Here is a 14,770-nt window from a genome sequence, read left to right on the forward strand (position 1 = left end):
GCTCTGGATGACGCCGCTCTGGATGACGCCGCTCTGGATGACGCCGCTCTGGATGACGCCGCCCCCGAGGCGCTGTGCGATGTCTGCCTGTGTCCTGGTTAAAAGGAGATAAATTATGCTGCCTAAACGGGCAATCCCCCTGACGGGCCTACTACTCGTTCCTATGGTGAGCTGGGGGTTTAGTTACCAGGCCCCCGAGATGTCGCCGGAAGTAGGCTCAGGGTATGAGGAGAAGCCCGGTTGGGCCGTTGAATCCTTTGCCGTTGCTGCGGCGAACCCGCTGGCCACTGACGCGGGTTATCAAGTGCTCAAGGCCGGTGGCAATGCCATCGATGCGGCGGTGGCCGTGCAAATGGTGCTGACCCTGGTAGAGCCGCAGTCCAGTGGGATCGGCGGCGGTGCCTTCTTGATGCATTACGACGGCAGCAATGTGCAGGCCTTCGATGGTCGCGAGACCGCGCCTGCCGCGGCCACCGGTGAGCTGTTCATGGAAGATGGCGAGCCGCTGCCGTTCATGGAGGCGGTGGCCAGCGGTCTCTCTGTGGGGGTGCCGGGGGTACTGCGCATGCTGGAGCAGGCCCACGCCGAACATGGCCAACTCGCCTGGCGAGAGCTTTTCACCCCTGCCATTACGTTGGCGGAAGAGGGCTTTGCCGTCAGCCATCGGCTGCATACCAGCCTGGCCAACGATACGGCGCTGCGCGAGGACCCGTTGGCCCGAGCGTACTACTACGATGAGCAAGGCGAGCCGCTGGCCGTTGGTGACACATTGACCAATCCCGCATTGGCCGCCATTTTGCGCCGAGTGGCAGAAGAGGGCAGCAGCGCGTTCCACGAAGGTGCGATTGCCGAGGATCTGGTGACCCGAGTGCAGTCCCATCCACAGCGTCCGGGCGAGATGAGCCTGGACGACCTCAGCGGCTATGAGCCGGTGGAGCGTGAGCCGATCTGTACGCCTTGGCAGGAGTGGGAAGTGTGTGGCTTCCCACCGCCGTCGTCGGGCCATATCACCGTCATGCAAATCCTCGGTATTCTCGATCAGCAGCCGTTGATCGAAGCACCGCTGGATAACGGTGCTCCCAGTAGCGGTTGGCTGCATCAGTTCCTTGAAGCGTCTCGGCTGGCCTTTGCCGACCGAGGTCGCTACATCGGTGATCCTGATTTTGTCGAGGCGCCGGGAGGCGATTGGCGCACGATGCTGGCCCCTGAATACCTCAACCAGCGTAGTCGCCTGATGGGTGAAGCGTCACTGGGCGATAGCGTCGAGCCTGGCAACCCCGGTGAGCTGGAAGTGAGCTTTGCCAGCCAGCCCGAACAGCCTGAGTATGGCACCAGCCACATCAGCATCGTGGACGGCGATGGCAATGCGCTGGCCATGACCACGACCATCGAGCAAGCCTTTGGGTCACGTATCCTGGCAGACGGGGGCACGGGGCTGGCAGGGGGCTATCTGCTCAATAATGAACTGACCGATTTTGCCTTCGAGCCGGAAAGCGAAGGCCTCCCCGTGGCCAATCGCGTTGAGCCTGGCAAACGTCCCCGTTCCAGCATGAGCCCGACGCTGGTCTTCGATCTGGAAAGCGGTGAGCTGGTGGCCAGCCTGGGCTCGCCAGGTGGCGCAGCGATCATTCATTACACGGCCAGAAGCCTGGTGGCCATGCGTGACTGGGGGCTCGATGCTCAGGAAGCGCTGAATCTGCCTCATGCCATCACCCTGGGAGGCGATGTCTACCTGGAAGAGGGTCGATTCTCGGAGGAGGCCGCCGAGGCACTGCGTGGGCGCGGGCATCAGGTGAGTGAGCGGGAGTTGACCAGTGGCCTGCAAGCCATCATGAAGCTGGAGGACGGCACCTTGTACGGTGGCGCCGACCCGCGTCGTGAGGGCGTGGTCATGGGTGAGTGATGTCCTTGCCCGCCGTCGCGCGCTACTGACGTAGCCAGTTGCGCAGTTTTACCAGCATCAGGCCGCCATCGCTCATGGCGTGGCGGTCTTCGATCAGTTCCCTCAAGCGGTCAGGATAGTCGGTGATGATGGCATCTACGCCAAGATCGATCAGCGTCGACATCCTGGCTCGGTCATTCACCGTCCAGGCATGGATTTCATAACCATACAGTGCCGCCAGACGGATTTCCTGTCGGGTAATGCGGTTATGTCGCAAGCCCAGCGCATCGAATTGACGACGGTCGAGCGTGCCGGGGAGTATCAGCTGCGCCAGCAGTGTCACCCTCAGCTCGGGCGCCCGCTGCTTGATGAAGTTGACCAGCGCGGGCGACATGGTGGCCATGCGCATTTCCAGCAGCGTATGCGGGAATCCGCAGGCGGCCATTCCATTCAAGGCATCGTGCTGGGTGGCCCAGCAGCGGTAGCGACGATCGTTTTCTTCATCCAGTTCATCCAGTACCGCTTGAGCCAGCGCTTCCTCCTGGCCCGGTAGCGGTTTCATGTCGATCATCAGCGCGGCGCGGCCCTTCACCAGTGCCAGGGTCTCGTCCAGCCCGGCGATTCGTTCGTTCTGGAAGGCATCGCCAAACCAGCTGCCCACATCGAACTCGCTCAGTTCGTCGCGGGTCAGTTCGCGAAACTCCCTGGGGTCACCGGTGAGCCGAGCCAGCGTGCGGTCGTGGTAGAGCATGACCTGCTGGTCGGCGCTGAGACGCACGTCCAGCTCGACGGCATCGGCACCATCGTCCAGTGCCTGGCGCACGGCGGCCAAGGTGTTTTCAGGCGCCACCATGGAGCTGCCTCGGTGGGCGATGATGGCGACGTTGTCGCGTATTTCGAAGCTGTTGAGTATCCACCAGGCTTGCAGTGCGGCAATCAGCAAGACGCACACTTCCAATGCCCAGGCCAAGCGGCCTGTCTGTTCGCTCTCGGAAGCGGCAGGCCGGGCCTCCCGATAGGCAAGCTGCAAGTAAAGGCAGGCCGACAGCAGCGCATGGGTGGTAATACCCAGAAACGTGATGGTCAGGGTGATCAGGACATAGCCGGTCAGATAGGCCAGCATCGCCGGTACCAGAACGGCACTGTGCTCGGGCAGCCACCATAGCAGCGGCGTGATGAGTGTGTCATAGAGCCAGGTGGTGGCAATCGGCAAGGCAATGATGACGAGCAGTAACAGCAGCACCGCTGCGCCAATGGAGCGGTGCCAGCCCCGGGTAAGGTGCACGCTGCGCTTCAGGGCCTGCAGCGGGTGGCACTGTTCCAGCGCCACCAGCGGCAGAGCCAGTAGCCAGCGCAGATACAGCCAGGCAGCCAGGCTCATCCACAGCAGCACGACCGGCAACGCACAGGCAATGAAGTACCACAGTGCCGGCGGGCGTACACGCTGTAGATAGTAGGGGTCAAGACCGCTGATCCAGAGGTCGTATAGCCAGGCGATGGCGACCATGAAGGGGGCCAGCAGCAGCAGGTGGGCACCCACCTGCAGGATCACCAGCAGCAGCAGTGCTGGTAGGCGCCGAGTGCTGAGCCACAGGGCCTCCAGTGCCAGGCGGTAGTGGTTGTCTTTGGGCCTGCTGGCCACTTGAAGCATGCCCGCTTGCTGCCAGTAGATCAGCAAGAAAGTGACCGCAAGGCCCGCCAGCAGGGTGAACAATCCCAGGGGGCTGAACAGCAGCGCCAGCAAGGCATCGTTGGTGACCACGGTACGGTTGAGCTGCGCCATGAATCGCTGGGAAGCCCAAGCCACCAGCGGCAACACCACGGCCGATGCCAACAGCGTGAACAGCAGGTGGTAGGCAATCAGTGGGCGCAGGTGGTCACGAAGGGTGCGAAGGAGGGCATAGCCCAGTGGCTTGAGCGGCTGCATGGTGTCCGTGGCATGAAAATGAAATATCAGGGTGGCACTATCTGCCACCACTGACAAGTCTGGCGGGTTAGCCGGGGTTAGGCGCGTTCAAGAGAGTTTGAGCGGCTGTTCGGCGACGATGATGCCGTTATTGTCGGCGTAGAGCCATTGACCCACCTGCAGCGTGACGCCTGCAAAGGTCACTGCCACGTCGCGCTGGCCTTCGCCATGTTTTTCGCTGCGACGAGGGTGGCTGCCCAGCGCTTGCACGCCCAGTGGCAGGGTCGCCAGAATGTCTACGTCTCTCACACAGCCATACATGATGACGCCTGCCCAACCGTTTTTGGCAGCTTGTTCAGCCAGCATGTCGCCCAGCATGGCGCAGCGATGAGAGCCGCCTGCATCCACCACCAGGATGGCGCCTTCACCGGGCTCGGCGACGGCCTGCTTGACCATGGTGTTGTCTTCGAAGCATTTGACGGTACGAATAGGCCCGTAAAAGTGATCGACGCCGCCGAAGTTGGCAAACATCGGCTCGAGCACCTTGACCTCGGGGTACTGGTCGCACAGATCGGGGGTAACGACGTAAGGTGTGGTCGTCATGAGAGTCTCCTGTCAGTGAGTGACGCCGCTGATAATAAAAACGCCCCGACCTGCGAAGGAAGGGGCGTTCGGTCATCGGCTCAGAGTCGCGTGGCGTCTCTGCGATGTTGCGAGCATCGGCGATGGGGCAGTAGCCGTGGCGCTTAGGCCTCTTGGGCTACTGGAATCACGTTCGAGGCGACCTTCTGGTACTCCTCGATTTCGTGGAAGTTCATGTAACGATAGATTTCGCCAGCCAAGGCGTCAAATTCGCCCATGTAACGCTGGTACTCAGCCACTGTCGGCAAGCGGCCTTCCACCGCTGCGACCGCTGCCAGCTCCGCCGAGGCGAGGTAGACGTTTGCGCCATCTCCCAGGCGGTTCGGGAAGTTACGTGTAGACGTAGACACGACGGTGCTCTTGGCAGCCACACGCGCCTGGTTACCCATACACAGTGAACATCCCGGCATTTCCATGCGGGCGCCTGCACGGCCGTAAATGCCATAGTAACCCTCTTCGGTCAGCTGGTGCTGATCCATCTTGGTCGGCGGCGCCAACCACAGGCGGGTCTTCAGGCTGCCCGCAGGCTGTTTCTCCAGCAGCTTACCGGCGGCACGGAAGTGACCGATGTTGGTCATGCACGAACCGATAAACACTTCGTCGATCTTCTCGCCAGCCACGTCGGAGAGCAGGCGAGCGTCGTCCGGATCGTTGGGAGCGCAGAGAACAGGCTCCTTGATCTCGCTGAGGTCGATCTCGATGATTTCGGCGTACTCGGCATCTTTGTCCGCACGCATCAGTGACGGGTTGGCCAGCCACGCTTCCATCCCTTCGATACGGCGGCTGATGGTACGGGCGTCGCCATAACCGTTGGCAATCATCCACTTCAGCAGCGTGATGTTGGACTTCAGGTACTCGGTCACGCTCTCTTCGGACAGCGTGATGGTACAGCCAGCCGCACTACGCTCGGCCGAGGCATCGGAAAGCTCGAAAGCCTGCTCGACGGTGAGGTCTTCGAGGCCCTCGATTTCCAGCACGCGGCCGGAGAAGGCGTTTTTCTTGCCGGATTTCTCGACCGTCAGCAGACCCTGCTTGATGGCGTAGAGAGGAATGGCGTGAACCAGGTCGCGCAGCGTGACGCCAGGCTGACGCTCACCCTTGAAACGCACCAGAACGGACTCGGGCATATCCAGCGGCATGACGCCAGTGGCAGCAGCAAAGGCAACCAGACCAGAACCTGCCGGGAAGGAGATACCGAGCGGGAAGCGGGTGTGGGAGTCACCGCCGGTGCCGACCGTGTCCGGCAGCAGCATGCGGTTCAGCCAGCTGTGGATGATACCGTCGCCGGGGCGCAGTGAAACACCGCCACGGTTCATGATGAAGTCGGGCAGGGTGTGGTGAGTGTCTACGTCAACCGGTTTCGGATAAGCCGCCGTGTGGCAGAAGGACTGCATGACCAGATCGGCTTGGAAACCAAGACAAGCAAGATCTTTCAGCTCGTCGCGGGTCATCGGGCCAGTGGTGTCCTGGGAGCCTACGGTGGTCATCTTCGGTTCGCAGTACATGCCGGGACGAACGCCGTCCATGCCGCAGGCCTTGCCCACCATCTTCTGTGCCAGCGTAAAGCCTTTGCCGGTATCGGCCGGCTGATCGGGCAGTCGGAAAACGTCTGAAGGCGCCAAGCCTAGCGACTCGCGCGCTTTACCGGTCAGGCCACGGCCGATGATCAACGGAATACGACCGCCTGCACGCACTTCATCGAGAATCAGCTGAGTTTTCAGTTCGAAAGTGCTCAACACTTCATCGGTGCCGTGCTTGCACACTTTGCCTTCGTAGGGATAAACGTCAATGACGTCGCCCATTTCCAGCTTGGAAACGTCCATTTCTACCGGCAGGGCACCGGAATCTTCCATGGTGTTGAAGAAGATCGGGGCAATCTTGCCGCCGAAACAGAAGCCACCAGCGCGCTTGTTTGGCACGTAAGGAATGTCGTCACCAAAGAACCACAGCACAGAGTTAGTGGCTGACTTACGCGAAGAGCCGGTACCTACCACGTCACCTACATAGGCAACCGGGAAGCCTTTGGCTTTGACGTCTTCGATCTGCTTGAGCGGGCCCGTGGTGCCCGGTACTTCAGGCTCGATGCCTTCGCGCTCGTTTTTAAGCATGGCGTTGGCATGCAGTGGAATATCGGGGCGTGACCATGCATCCGGCGCGGGCGACAGGTCGTCGGTGTTGGTTTCACCCGGGACCTTGAAGACGGTCAGCGTGATTTTTTCTTCCAGCGCAGGCTTGGAAAGGAACCACTCGGCGTCGGCCCAGGACTGCATGACGTCCTTGGCGACGGCGTTGCCATTCTTGGCGCGCTCTTCCACATCGTGGAACGCATCGAACATCAGCAGGGTGTGCTTGAGCTGCTCACCTGCTTCACGGGCCAGCTCTTCGTTATCGAGCAGCTCGACCATGGAAACGATGTTATAGCCGCCCTGCATGGTGCCCAGCAGTTTGACGGCATGGACCTTGTCGATCAGCGGCGAGGACGCCTCGCCTTTGGCCAACGCGGTCAGGAAGCCCGCTTTGACATAGGCGGCTTCGTCGACGCCCGGCGGTACCCGGTTGGTGATCAAGTCCAGAATGAACTCTTCTTCTCCGGCCGGCGGGTTCTTCAGCAGCTCGATCAGGTCGGCGACTTGTTCGGCGGTCAGGGGCTTGGCTGGGACGCCCTCTGCAGCGCGTTCCTCGACATGTTGGCGGTAAGCTTCAAGCACGTTGGGGCCCTCTCATCTTCTTGGTAGTGATCATCAGTGTTAGCAAAAGACGCCTGCACGGTAACAAGGACATCCTTCGATCACATGACATACGCCTGAGAATCAGCGTCTGGTGGATGGCTCGGATTCTACGGGAAACTGTCGACAATGTTAAGAAGTCAGGCAGGATGCCTACTTGTACTTTGTGTTGAGATGTTGAAAGACGCTTTCCTGAGGGCAGCTTTTTTGATTAATGTGCCGTAAACATGAAAGTTTTTACCAAGAGGCGTGTTTTTGGGTGACGGCTGGTGTGATTATCGTGATGCCGCGTTACCATGGCTGCCAAGCGAGCGCTGGCCTGTAGAGCTGGGTAGCCTCGGCAAGCATGATTCCCGTGTGGAGCGTGATTCAGGCTTGCTATACATTAGTGTCAATAGTGTCAATGCATTTTTAGGCGAGGCTGGAAGACACGTTTGTTCATCCTCGAACCAATCAGGGAACGGACGCCATTGGCGTTTATATATTGTACAATAGTGTGATAAACGCTTGGTGCTGGTGTTATGTCGATACAATTAATGGCGTTGCAAACAGCGGAACATGCGCTGCAAGCGGATGATCTGTTGCCAGAAAGTTTGCATGACTTTTTAGCTTGCCCGACCCCCGATGCCTGGTTGCAATGGGCATTGGCCAACCCGGAAACACTGCTGATCGATCACGCACAGTGTGAAAAAAAAGCGGCTTCCACGGCCATGAGCCTGCTGTATCGCTACGTGGATCAGCCGCTGCTGTTGAGCAAGATGTCGCAATTGGCTCGCGAGGAGCTGCTTCATTTCGAGCAGGTAGTGGGCTTGATGGAACGCCGTGGTGTTCCTTATCGCCATCTGACGGCGTCACGCTACGCCGAAGGCCTTAGAAAGCATTTACGCAGTCAGGATCCTGAGCGCTTGATCGACCTGTTGATCATCGGCGCTCTGATCGAGGCGCGCAGCTGTGAGCGCTTCGCGCGACTCATTCCTTACCTGGACGAAGAGCTGGCCAAGTTCTATCGCACCCTGGTCAAGTCCGAAGGGCGTCATTTCGAAGACTATCTCTTGCTGGCTCGCCAGCAGACCGATGCGCCTATCGACGAACGCATCGCCTTCTTCGTTGCTCGTGAGGCGGAACTGATCATGTCTCCAGATACGGCTTTTCGTTTTCATAGTGGCGTGCCTGCGTGATGCGCCGCTAGCCAAGGCAGGATGTGTAACATGCGTGATGCTCAACAGACAGATCAGTTGACCCTGTTTGGTCACTTCTCCTTGACTCAAGGGGAGGACGTGCTCACTCATTTCAGCTACGACAAAGTCAAGGCGCTGCTGGTGTACCTGCTGCTTCATCGCCAGCCCGTCAATCGTGCCGCCCTTGCGGAGCTGCTGTGGCCAGACCAAGGCCTCTCCTCGGGCAGAACCAACCTGCGCCATGCGCTGCATTGCCTGCGCCAATCCATGGGCGAGCATGCCGATCACGTCCTCAACGTGTCGCGGCAGACCATTGCCTTTCATCTGCCGTCCCACTGGCAGGTGGATTTGCATGAGCTGCAGCAACTGCTGGAAGGGCCCAAGGATCTGGAGACGCTGGAAGCGCTGATGGAGTGCTACCAGGGGGATCTGATCGAGGAACTGCAGCTCAGCAACTGCAGCGAGTTCCAGCGTTGGCTGGTGCAAGTGCGCAATGAGTGGCGCCAACGAGTCATCCGCTTTGCCGAACAGGTGCTGGAAACACATGCCGAAGTGCCGGATGCCATGCTGGAAGGACTGGTCAGCCGCTTTTCAGGCTACGGCCCGTTCCACGAGCGCTGGGTGCGGCAGCTAGCCGAGCAGAACCAGATGGCTGCGGCTCACGAGCAATACAACAGCTACCTTCAACTGCTGGCGCTCTCCGGACAACAGCCTGAGCCCAGTTTCGTGCAATTGGCCAGTTTCTGGTCGGATGGGCACCACGACCCCCGCGCGATGTCGCCACAAGGGGCCTTTTCGCGCGCGTTGGCTGCGGATAGCAAGCCGCTGCGCGAAGATGAGATCGAGCTGCGTCAGCTTTCGGTGATGGCCATCCGCTTGCGCTTGAAGGGTGACTGGCCGGATCGCGCGGCTACACGCAACTGCTTGGCCCTACAGCTGGAACTGTTGAGATGGTTGGAGCAGCAGTGCCACCATCTGGGCGGTTTCTGGCTGCCGGGGGCAACGGGGGGCTTGGGTCTGGCCTGCTTCGGTACCCATGGCCCCGCCCATCAACTGGCGGAACTGGTGGCGCTTTATGAACACTGCCGTCAGGCGCTACCCCAGGAGAGCTGTCGCCACTGGACCGGGGACGCCGAACCGCCGGTGTTCGAGCTGGCGGCCGGGCTGCACAGCGGGCGCGTGGTCTACTTGCCGGAGCGCCAGCTGGCCGACCCGCTGGGTCAGGTGACGCAAGAGTCTTTGGAGCTGATGAGTGCCGCCGAGGGAAGCGAGCTGGTCATCTCTCAGGAGGCCAGCCAGCACATGCCCCCCGCGCTGGATTTGCAGCCCAGGCTGGTATCGCGCTTGGTGGCCAGCGATGGCCGAGTGCGTTTGCGTGCGCTGGCGCTGGGTCAGAACGAAGGCGGGCGTGACGCTTTGCCGCCGAGCCTGGTGGGAAGGGAAACCTCGCTACGCACCTTGCGCGATGCGCTGGCACGTGCCGGCATCGGTTTGCGGCAAAGCGTGCTGGTGCGTGGTGCCTCGGGCATGGGCAAGTCGGCGCTGATGGTGGGATTCCGTCAGCTGGAGTTGAGTCGCGATGCGGCAATCTGCTGGCTTCCGACCACTCGGCTTTCGGTACTGGACCCTTACGGAGTGGCGCGTTCACTGCTGGCTTGGCACCTTGAGCACCCACCAACGCGCGAGTCGGTGCATGCACTGCAGGCAACGTTGGGGCTCGATACTGCTGACGGTGCGCGTCAACAGCTGCTCGAAGAAGCTCTCGGGGTCCGCGAAGTTCAGGAAATCACCCAGCTGACTCAAAATGGCGAAGCCGTGGAGCTGGTGGTGAAGCTCTTGCACCGGCTGATCGACCATCGTGCCGCGACACAAACGCTGGTGCTGATGATTGATGACCTTCAGTGGCTCGATGAGCCGTCTTTCAAGGTGTTGGCAGGGCTGCAGGCCCGCCTGCCGATCAATACGGCCTTCATGATGGTGGCCAGCCACCACGGCCGCGAACCGCTACCGGTCAAGCTGCACTGGGATCAGCAGATCACCCTGGGCAGGCTGGATGCATTGCAGTCCTCACGGCTGCTGTCGCAGCTTTCTCGTCGCTACCGTATTCATCTGAGCCCAAGGCTGCGCAACCAGATCATTGAGCGCTGTGATGGCGTACCGCTTTACATGCAGGAAATTTGTCGGCGCCTCGACATGGATCGTCGCGAAGGTCGCAGCGTGCACCTGGACGAGCTGCCCAAGGGGCTGCTGGGGCTCCTGGCCAGCCGAATCGATCAGTTGGAAGGTGATCGTGTCATTGCCCATATCGCAGCGGTCTTGGGCAAACGTTTCCGGTTGGATTTTCTGACAGAATGCAGCGGTTGGGAAAAGCCGCGATTGTGCCAGGCGCTGGAGCACATGCGCGCGTTGGAGATCATCGAACCCATCGACAAGGAGGGCGGTGATCACGAGTACCAGTTCAGCCACCAGCTGCTTCAGGAGGCTGCCTATCTTTCCTGTCCTCGTGATGTCAGGGTCAAGCTGCATCAGCAGGTCGTGACCTTGATCGAAGAGCGTTTTCCAGTATGGATCAGTCGCCATCCGGGAGACTTTGCCACGCATCTGCGGCGCAGTGGCCACTATGCACGTGGGGCCCGCTACTTCGAGCTCTCTGCTCGCGAAGCGCTCAAAGTGAGCGCCAACCGCACGGCGCTGCGCATGGCCGATTTCGGCCTGGCCAGCTTGCGCCACGTAGCCCATGAGGTGGCGCGTGAAGTCAGCCTGCTGACGGTGCGTGGCCAGGCAGCGTTCGCCCTGGAAGGGCACGGTTCGCCTACGGCCCATGAAAGCTTTGTGAGAGCCCGGGAGCTGCTGCGTCAAAGCGGCGGCGACACCCCTGAAGATCCGGAAGACCTCGAGCAGATCTTCCTGGTCAAGTGGGGGCTATGGGTGGGGCGTAGCCAGCGCTATGCCCATGCCGACGCCTTTGCGTTGGCATCGACCCTGGCGGATATTGCCGCTCGGCTGGAAGACCCGCGCTACCGTCGACTGGCAGATTACGCACGAGCGCACTGTGAATACTGGGCGGGGCGCATTCAGCAGGCCCACGACCATCTGGACGAAATCGATCCGCTGAATGCCCCGATGATGATCGAGTGGCTGCCGTTCTCGGACCATCCCCAGGTAACGGCAGCCTGTTTTCAGGGCTGGGCGCTCTGCTTGCGAGGTGATTACCATCGCGCAGAGTGGCATGTCGCGGCGGCCATTCGGCTGGCGGAGCAGATCGGCCACCCGGGTACCCTGGCCATGGCGCTGATGTTTGCGGCGGCATTGTATCGTCAGTTGGGCCATGTGCACTTGGCGGCCCGGCATGCCGAGCGAGCCGCGGCCATGACCGGTACGCCAGACCTGCAGCTTTGGCAGATTTCCGCGCAGGGGGTGCTGGGTTGGCAGCGGGCGTTGGCGGGGGATCAGGGCGGGCTGGTGCAAATGCACGACAGCCTGGATCAGATGGCCGAATTGAACGGCCGAGACCGCTTCCAGCGGCCCGTGTTGTGGTACTCCGATGCCTGTATCGAGCTGGGTGAGCTGCACGCAGCCGAAGAGTATCTCGACCAGTGCCTGGTGATTGCCCGTGAGCGCACGACTCTTTTCCTGCCCGAACTGGCCACCCAGCTGGCCCGCGTGCGTGACCTGCTGGGCCACCCTGCCCACGAGGTCAAGGCGTTGGCGGAAATGGCCATTCAGCAATCCCGCGAGCATGGCAACCGCCATCAGGAGTTGGCGGCGCTGGAGCTATGGCTTACGCGTATAGCGCCCAATGACCAGAAAGCGAAAGAGGTGTTTCGTCGACTGTTGGGCGAGGTAAGCCATAGCGATGCACCGGTGCTGGTGCGCTGGATCAGCCTGCTGGACCGTCGCTTGCCGCACCCGGTGAGCCTGGGAGGCGAGGTCTAACCGGCTGTGGCGGTTTCCCACCCGTAGAGTGTGGCGAGGGCCTCTTCTCGGTCCTCGCCACACACCTCCTTGTCGAAGTCGAACTGGCTGCATACGGCAGGGCGACGGGGATCACCAAAGAGCATGCAAAGATGTTGCTCATTCAACTGAACACAGCGAACGCCTGAGGGCTTGCCGTCTGGCATGCCGGGAATGGGCGAGCTGATGGACGGCGCGATGCAGCAGGCGCCGCAGCCCATGCGACAACTGCCCTTTCGGTCACTGGTGATCAGAGTCGTCATGGCGCTGCCTGTGCCGTAGCCCCCTTGTTGATACCTTCGAAGGCTTCCACGTAGGTTTCCTGCTGAGTTTGCTGGGCGATACTGCCGGCCAGCCAACGGGCGATATTTTCCACGGTCGTGGGCGTTGGCAATACGCTGCAGCGGTGAGCGGGCAGGGTGATCGAGAATTCACCCTGTTCGGCTGTGTAGCGACAGGTCAGTGTGGTGGCTGTCTGTTCCGCCACATCGGCCTGTTCCAGCAGGTAGCGGTTATCCAGCCATTCACTCCATTGTGTCTCAAGGGCAGGTTGGCGCTGTTGCTGTTGATAGACATGCAGCCGGGAGCGGTGGCCATGGGCGATACGCTGGCAGTTGCCCAGATGGCGTTTCAGGCCGTGGCTGTAGCCATAGGATGCGCCTTCGATACGCTCTTCCTGCAGGTTCAGGGTGACACGGGTGACGTTGCGAGGCCGAGCGCGTGTCAGCTCTTCGCTCAGGAGCTGGGTCACCCTGGCCACCGAGATGTGTTCCCAGGGGAGCAGGGTGAACGCCTGCGCAGGCCCGCGTACTTCCATCGGATAGGGCGTGGTGGTGCGAATGCACAGGCCTTCTGCGCACTCGCTGACCTCTACGCCAGGCGCCTTGGTGGGCACCAGCAGCGTATGATCCAGCCCGTTGTCCAGCGTGCGCTTGATCCAGGGTTTCACTTCGCCAAAATCGAACAGCATGCCGTCTTCACCCAGTTCGCCATCCAGATGGGCGTCGACCTGCCAACTGCAGCCGGTCAAGCCGCGCTCAGGGCACCAGAGGGAGACATCGATATGGGTCAGGTGGTGAACGAATAAAGCCATCAATCGAATCCTGCGATCTTGTGGGTTTGCAGCGACAAGCGCCACTGGGGGTGGGCCATGCAATAGGCCGTCGTGGCGGCCACCGTGGCGGCATTGCGCTCTGCAACAGTGGTATGGATCGTGTCGGCATGCTGGGCGACGTGATCCATAGGCTGCAGGTAAAAGTGTCGAAAGTGCAGCGCGGCAAAGTGCTCGGGCGGGGCGTCGTGCTGCGGGTATACCAGCTTCAGCTCATCCCCTTGGTGAATGGCCAGCGGGTTGCTGCCCTTGGGGCTGACGCATAGCCAGTCGATTCCGGCGGGTGCAGGCAGCGTGCCGTTGGTTTCCACGGCGACCTCGAATCCTTCGCTGTGCAGCATGGCGATGAGCGGGGTATCGAGCTGCAGTAACGGCTCTCCCCCGGTAAACACCACGTAGGGCACCGCGCTACCTGCGCTGGCTGGCCACAGCTGTTTGATATGCCGTGCCAGCTGCTGCGCACTCTCGAAGCGGCCGCCGTTGATCCCATCGGTGCCAATGAAATCGGTATCGCAGAAAGTGCACTTGGCCGTGGCTCGGTCGGCGTCACGCCCCGACCAGAGATTACAGCCTGTAAAGCGACAGAAAACGCTGGCGCGCCCTGCCTGGGCACCCTCGCCCTGCAGCGTGTAGAACGCTTCTTTGACGTGGTACATCAGCGGCCTCGCTCGGCAGGGGTGGCGTAAGCGAGGGGGTCGGTGGCCTGGTTGGCGGCAAAGGCCGCCAGCCGTTCACGGCAGCTGCCGCACTGCCCACAGGCGAGTTGCTGGCCTTCGTAGCAGGTCCAGGTATGCCGGTAATCGAGGCCCATGGCGAGCCCATCGCGCAGGATGTCGGCTTTACTGGAGGCCAGATAAGGGGCGTGGACGGTGACGGGCTCGAAGTTGGCAATCTGCGCCACGTCGTTCATGGCCTCGACGAAGGCCGGGCGGCAGTCGGGGTAAAGCACGTGATCGCCGCCGTGTGCGCCATAGTCGACACGGCTGGCGCCAATATTGACCGCCTTGGCAATGGCCAGCGACAGCAAGATCATATTGCGGTTGGGCACCACAGTACTGTGGAGCGAGTCGGCATCGTACTCCCCCTGGGGCATGGCCAAGGCCGAGTTGGTCAATGCCGAGTTGTCGATCAGCCCGTGAATGGCGCGAATATCGACGACCTGATGAGGGATGGCCAAGGACTCACATACCTGACGTGCAACGTCCAGTTCACGACGGTGGCGCTGACCGTAATCGAAGGATAGCGCATGGACAGCGAGGCCCTCGCGCAGCGCACGGTGAAGGACGGTATAGGAGTCCATGCCGCCGGAGTAGATGACGACGGTGGATGGCGCCCGGGCGCCGGGTGATGCAGTGGATGACATGCTGGGTA

10 protein-coding genes are annotated in these 14,770 nt (G+C 61.0%); 3 read left to right on the plus strand and 7 right to left on the minus strand.

All coding sequences use genetic code 11. The features are described 5' to 3' along the window. Positions 1–115: 115 nt before the first annotated feature. Positions 116–1,903: a gamma-glutamyltransferase gene (gene ggt, locus RVM27_RS17015; RefSeq protein ID WP_287805937.1), complete on the plus strand. Its 1,788-nt coding sequence runs from the start codon at positions 116–118 to the stop codon at positions 1,901–1,903. Positions 1,904–1,925: 22 nt separating this feature from the next. On the opposite strand, the gene RVM27_RS17020 is transcribed toward ggt, so the two are convergent. The 3 genes from RVM27_RS17020 to acnB form a co-directional block, all read right to left on the minus strand. Then, positions 1,926–3,809 (minus strand): glycerophosphodiester phosphodiesterase family protein, encoded by a 1,884-nt coding sequence (locus RVM27_RS17020; protein ID WP_498941501.1) that lies wholly within the window; start codon positions 3,807–3,809, stop codon positions 1,926–1,928. A gap of 87 nt (positions 3,810–3,896) precedes the next feature. Continuing rightward, entirely contained in the window at positions 3,897–4,391 is a 495-nt protein-coding gene (gene rraA / locus RVM27_RS17025; RefSeq protein WP_287805943.1) for a ribonuclease E activity regulator RraA, read from the minus strand. 143 nt (positions 4,392–4,534) lie between these two features. After that, positions 4,535–7,138 (minus strand): bifunctional aconitate hydratase 2/2-methylisocitrate dehydratase, encoded by a 2,604-nt coding sequence (acnB, locus tag RVM27_RS17030; protein WP_287805946.1) that lies wholly within the window; start codon positions 7,136–7,138, stop codon positions 4,535–4,537. Positions 7,139–7,677: 539 nt separating this feature from the next. Here acnB and RVM27_RS17035 point away from each other — a divergent pair. Beyond that, positions 7,678–8,334 (plus strand): MiaE family protein, encoded by a 657-nt coding sequence (locus tag RVM27_RS17035; protein ID WP_026001703.1) that lies wholly within the window; start codon positions 7,678–7,680, stop codon positions 8,332–8,334. A 30-nt stretch (positions 8,335–8,364) separates the two neighbouring features. Then, positions 8,365–12,270, plus strand: a complete 3,906-nt coding sequence (locus tag RVM27_RS17040; RefSeq protein ID WP_498957067.1) for an ATP-binding protein — start codon at positions 8,365–8,367, stop codon at positions 12,268–12,270. Here the strand turns inward: RVM27_RS17040 and RVM27_RS17045 are convergent. Genes RVM27_RS17045 through queC form a run of 4 tightly spaced genes read right to left on the minus strand, consistent with a single transcriptional unit; the run spans position 12,267 to position 14,762 of the window. Then, positions 12,267–12,551, minus strand: a complete 285-nt coding sequence (locus RVM27_RS17045) for a CxxCxxCC domain-containing protein (RefSeq protein ID WP_498957068.1) — start codon at positions 12,549–12,551, stop codon at positions 12,267–12,269. The two genes, RVM27_RS17040 and RVM27_RS17045, sit on opposite strands and share 4 nt — an antisense overlap. Further along, positions 12,548–13,381 (minus strand): 6-carboxytetrahydropterin synthase, encoded by an 834-nt coding sequence (locus tag RVM27_RS17050; RefSeq protein ID WP_498957069.1) that lies wholly within the window; start codon positions 13,379–13,381, stop codon positions 12,548–12,550. The genes RVM27_RS17045 and RVM27_RS17050 overlap by 4 nt, the downstream gene beginning before the upstream one ends. Further along, positions 13,381–14,055 (minus strand): radical SAM family protein, encoded by a 675-nt coding sequence (gene queE, locus RVM27_RS17055; RefSeq protein WP_498957070.1) that lies wholly within the window; start codon positions 14,053–14,055, stop codon positions 13,381–13,383. Before queE ends, RVM27_RS17050 begins: the two co-directional genes overlap by 1 nt. Beyond that, positions 14,055–14,762 (minus strand): 7-cyano-7-deazaguanine synthase, encoded by a 708-nt coding sequence (gene queC / locus RVM27_RS17060; RefSeq protein WP_498957071.1) that lies wholly within the window; start codon positions 14,760–14,762, stop codon positions 14,055–14,057. Before queC ends, queE begins: the two co-directional genes overlap by 1 nt. Positions 14,763–14,770: the final 8 nt, after the last annotated feature.

The organism is Halomonas sp. KM007 (assembly GCF_050709225.1).
In the GTDB taxonomy this organism is placed as follows: domain Bacteria; phylum Pseudomonadota; class Gammaproteobacteria; order Pseudomonadales; family Halomonadaceae; genus Vreelandella; species Vreelandella hamiltonii.

Bases quoted from the DNA above. Each gene is read 5' to 3' on its own strand.
- RVM27_RS17040 (WP_498957067.1), top strand. From the start codon at position 8,365: ATGCGTGATGCTCAACAGACAGATCAGTTGACCCTGTTTGGTCACTTC.
- RVM27_RS17050 (WP_498957069.1), bottom strand. From the start codon at position 13,381: ATGGCTTTATTCGTTCACCACCTGACCCATATCGATGTCTCCCTCTGG.
- RVM27_RS17045 (WP_498957068.1), bottom strand. From the start codon at position 12,551: ATGACGACTCTGATCACCAGTGACCGAAAGGGCAGTTGTCGCATGGGC.
- RVM27_RS17035 (WP_026001703.1), top strand. From the start codon at position 7,678: ATGTCGATACAATTAATGGCGTTGCAAACAGCGGAACATGCGCTGCAA.
- ggt (WP_287805937.1), top strand. From the start codon at position 116: ATGCTGCCTAAACGGGCAATCCCCCTGACGGGCCTACTACTCGTTCCT.
- queE (WP_498957070.1), bottom strand. From the start codon at position 14,055: ATGTACCACGTCAAAGAAGCGTTCTACACGCTGCAGGGCGAGGGTGCC.
- queC (WP_498957071.1), bottom strand. From the start codon at position 14,762: ATGTCATCCACTGCATCACCCGGCGCCCGGGCGCCATCCACCGTCGTC.
- rraA (WP_287805943.1), bottom strand. From the start codon at position 4,391: ATGACGACCACACCTTACGTCGTTACCCCCGATCTGTGCGACCAGTAC.
- RVM27_RS17020 (WP_498941501.1), bottom strand. From the start codon at position 3,809: ATGCAGCCGCTCAAGCCACTGGGCTATGCCCTCCTTCGCACCCTTCGT.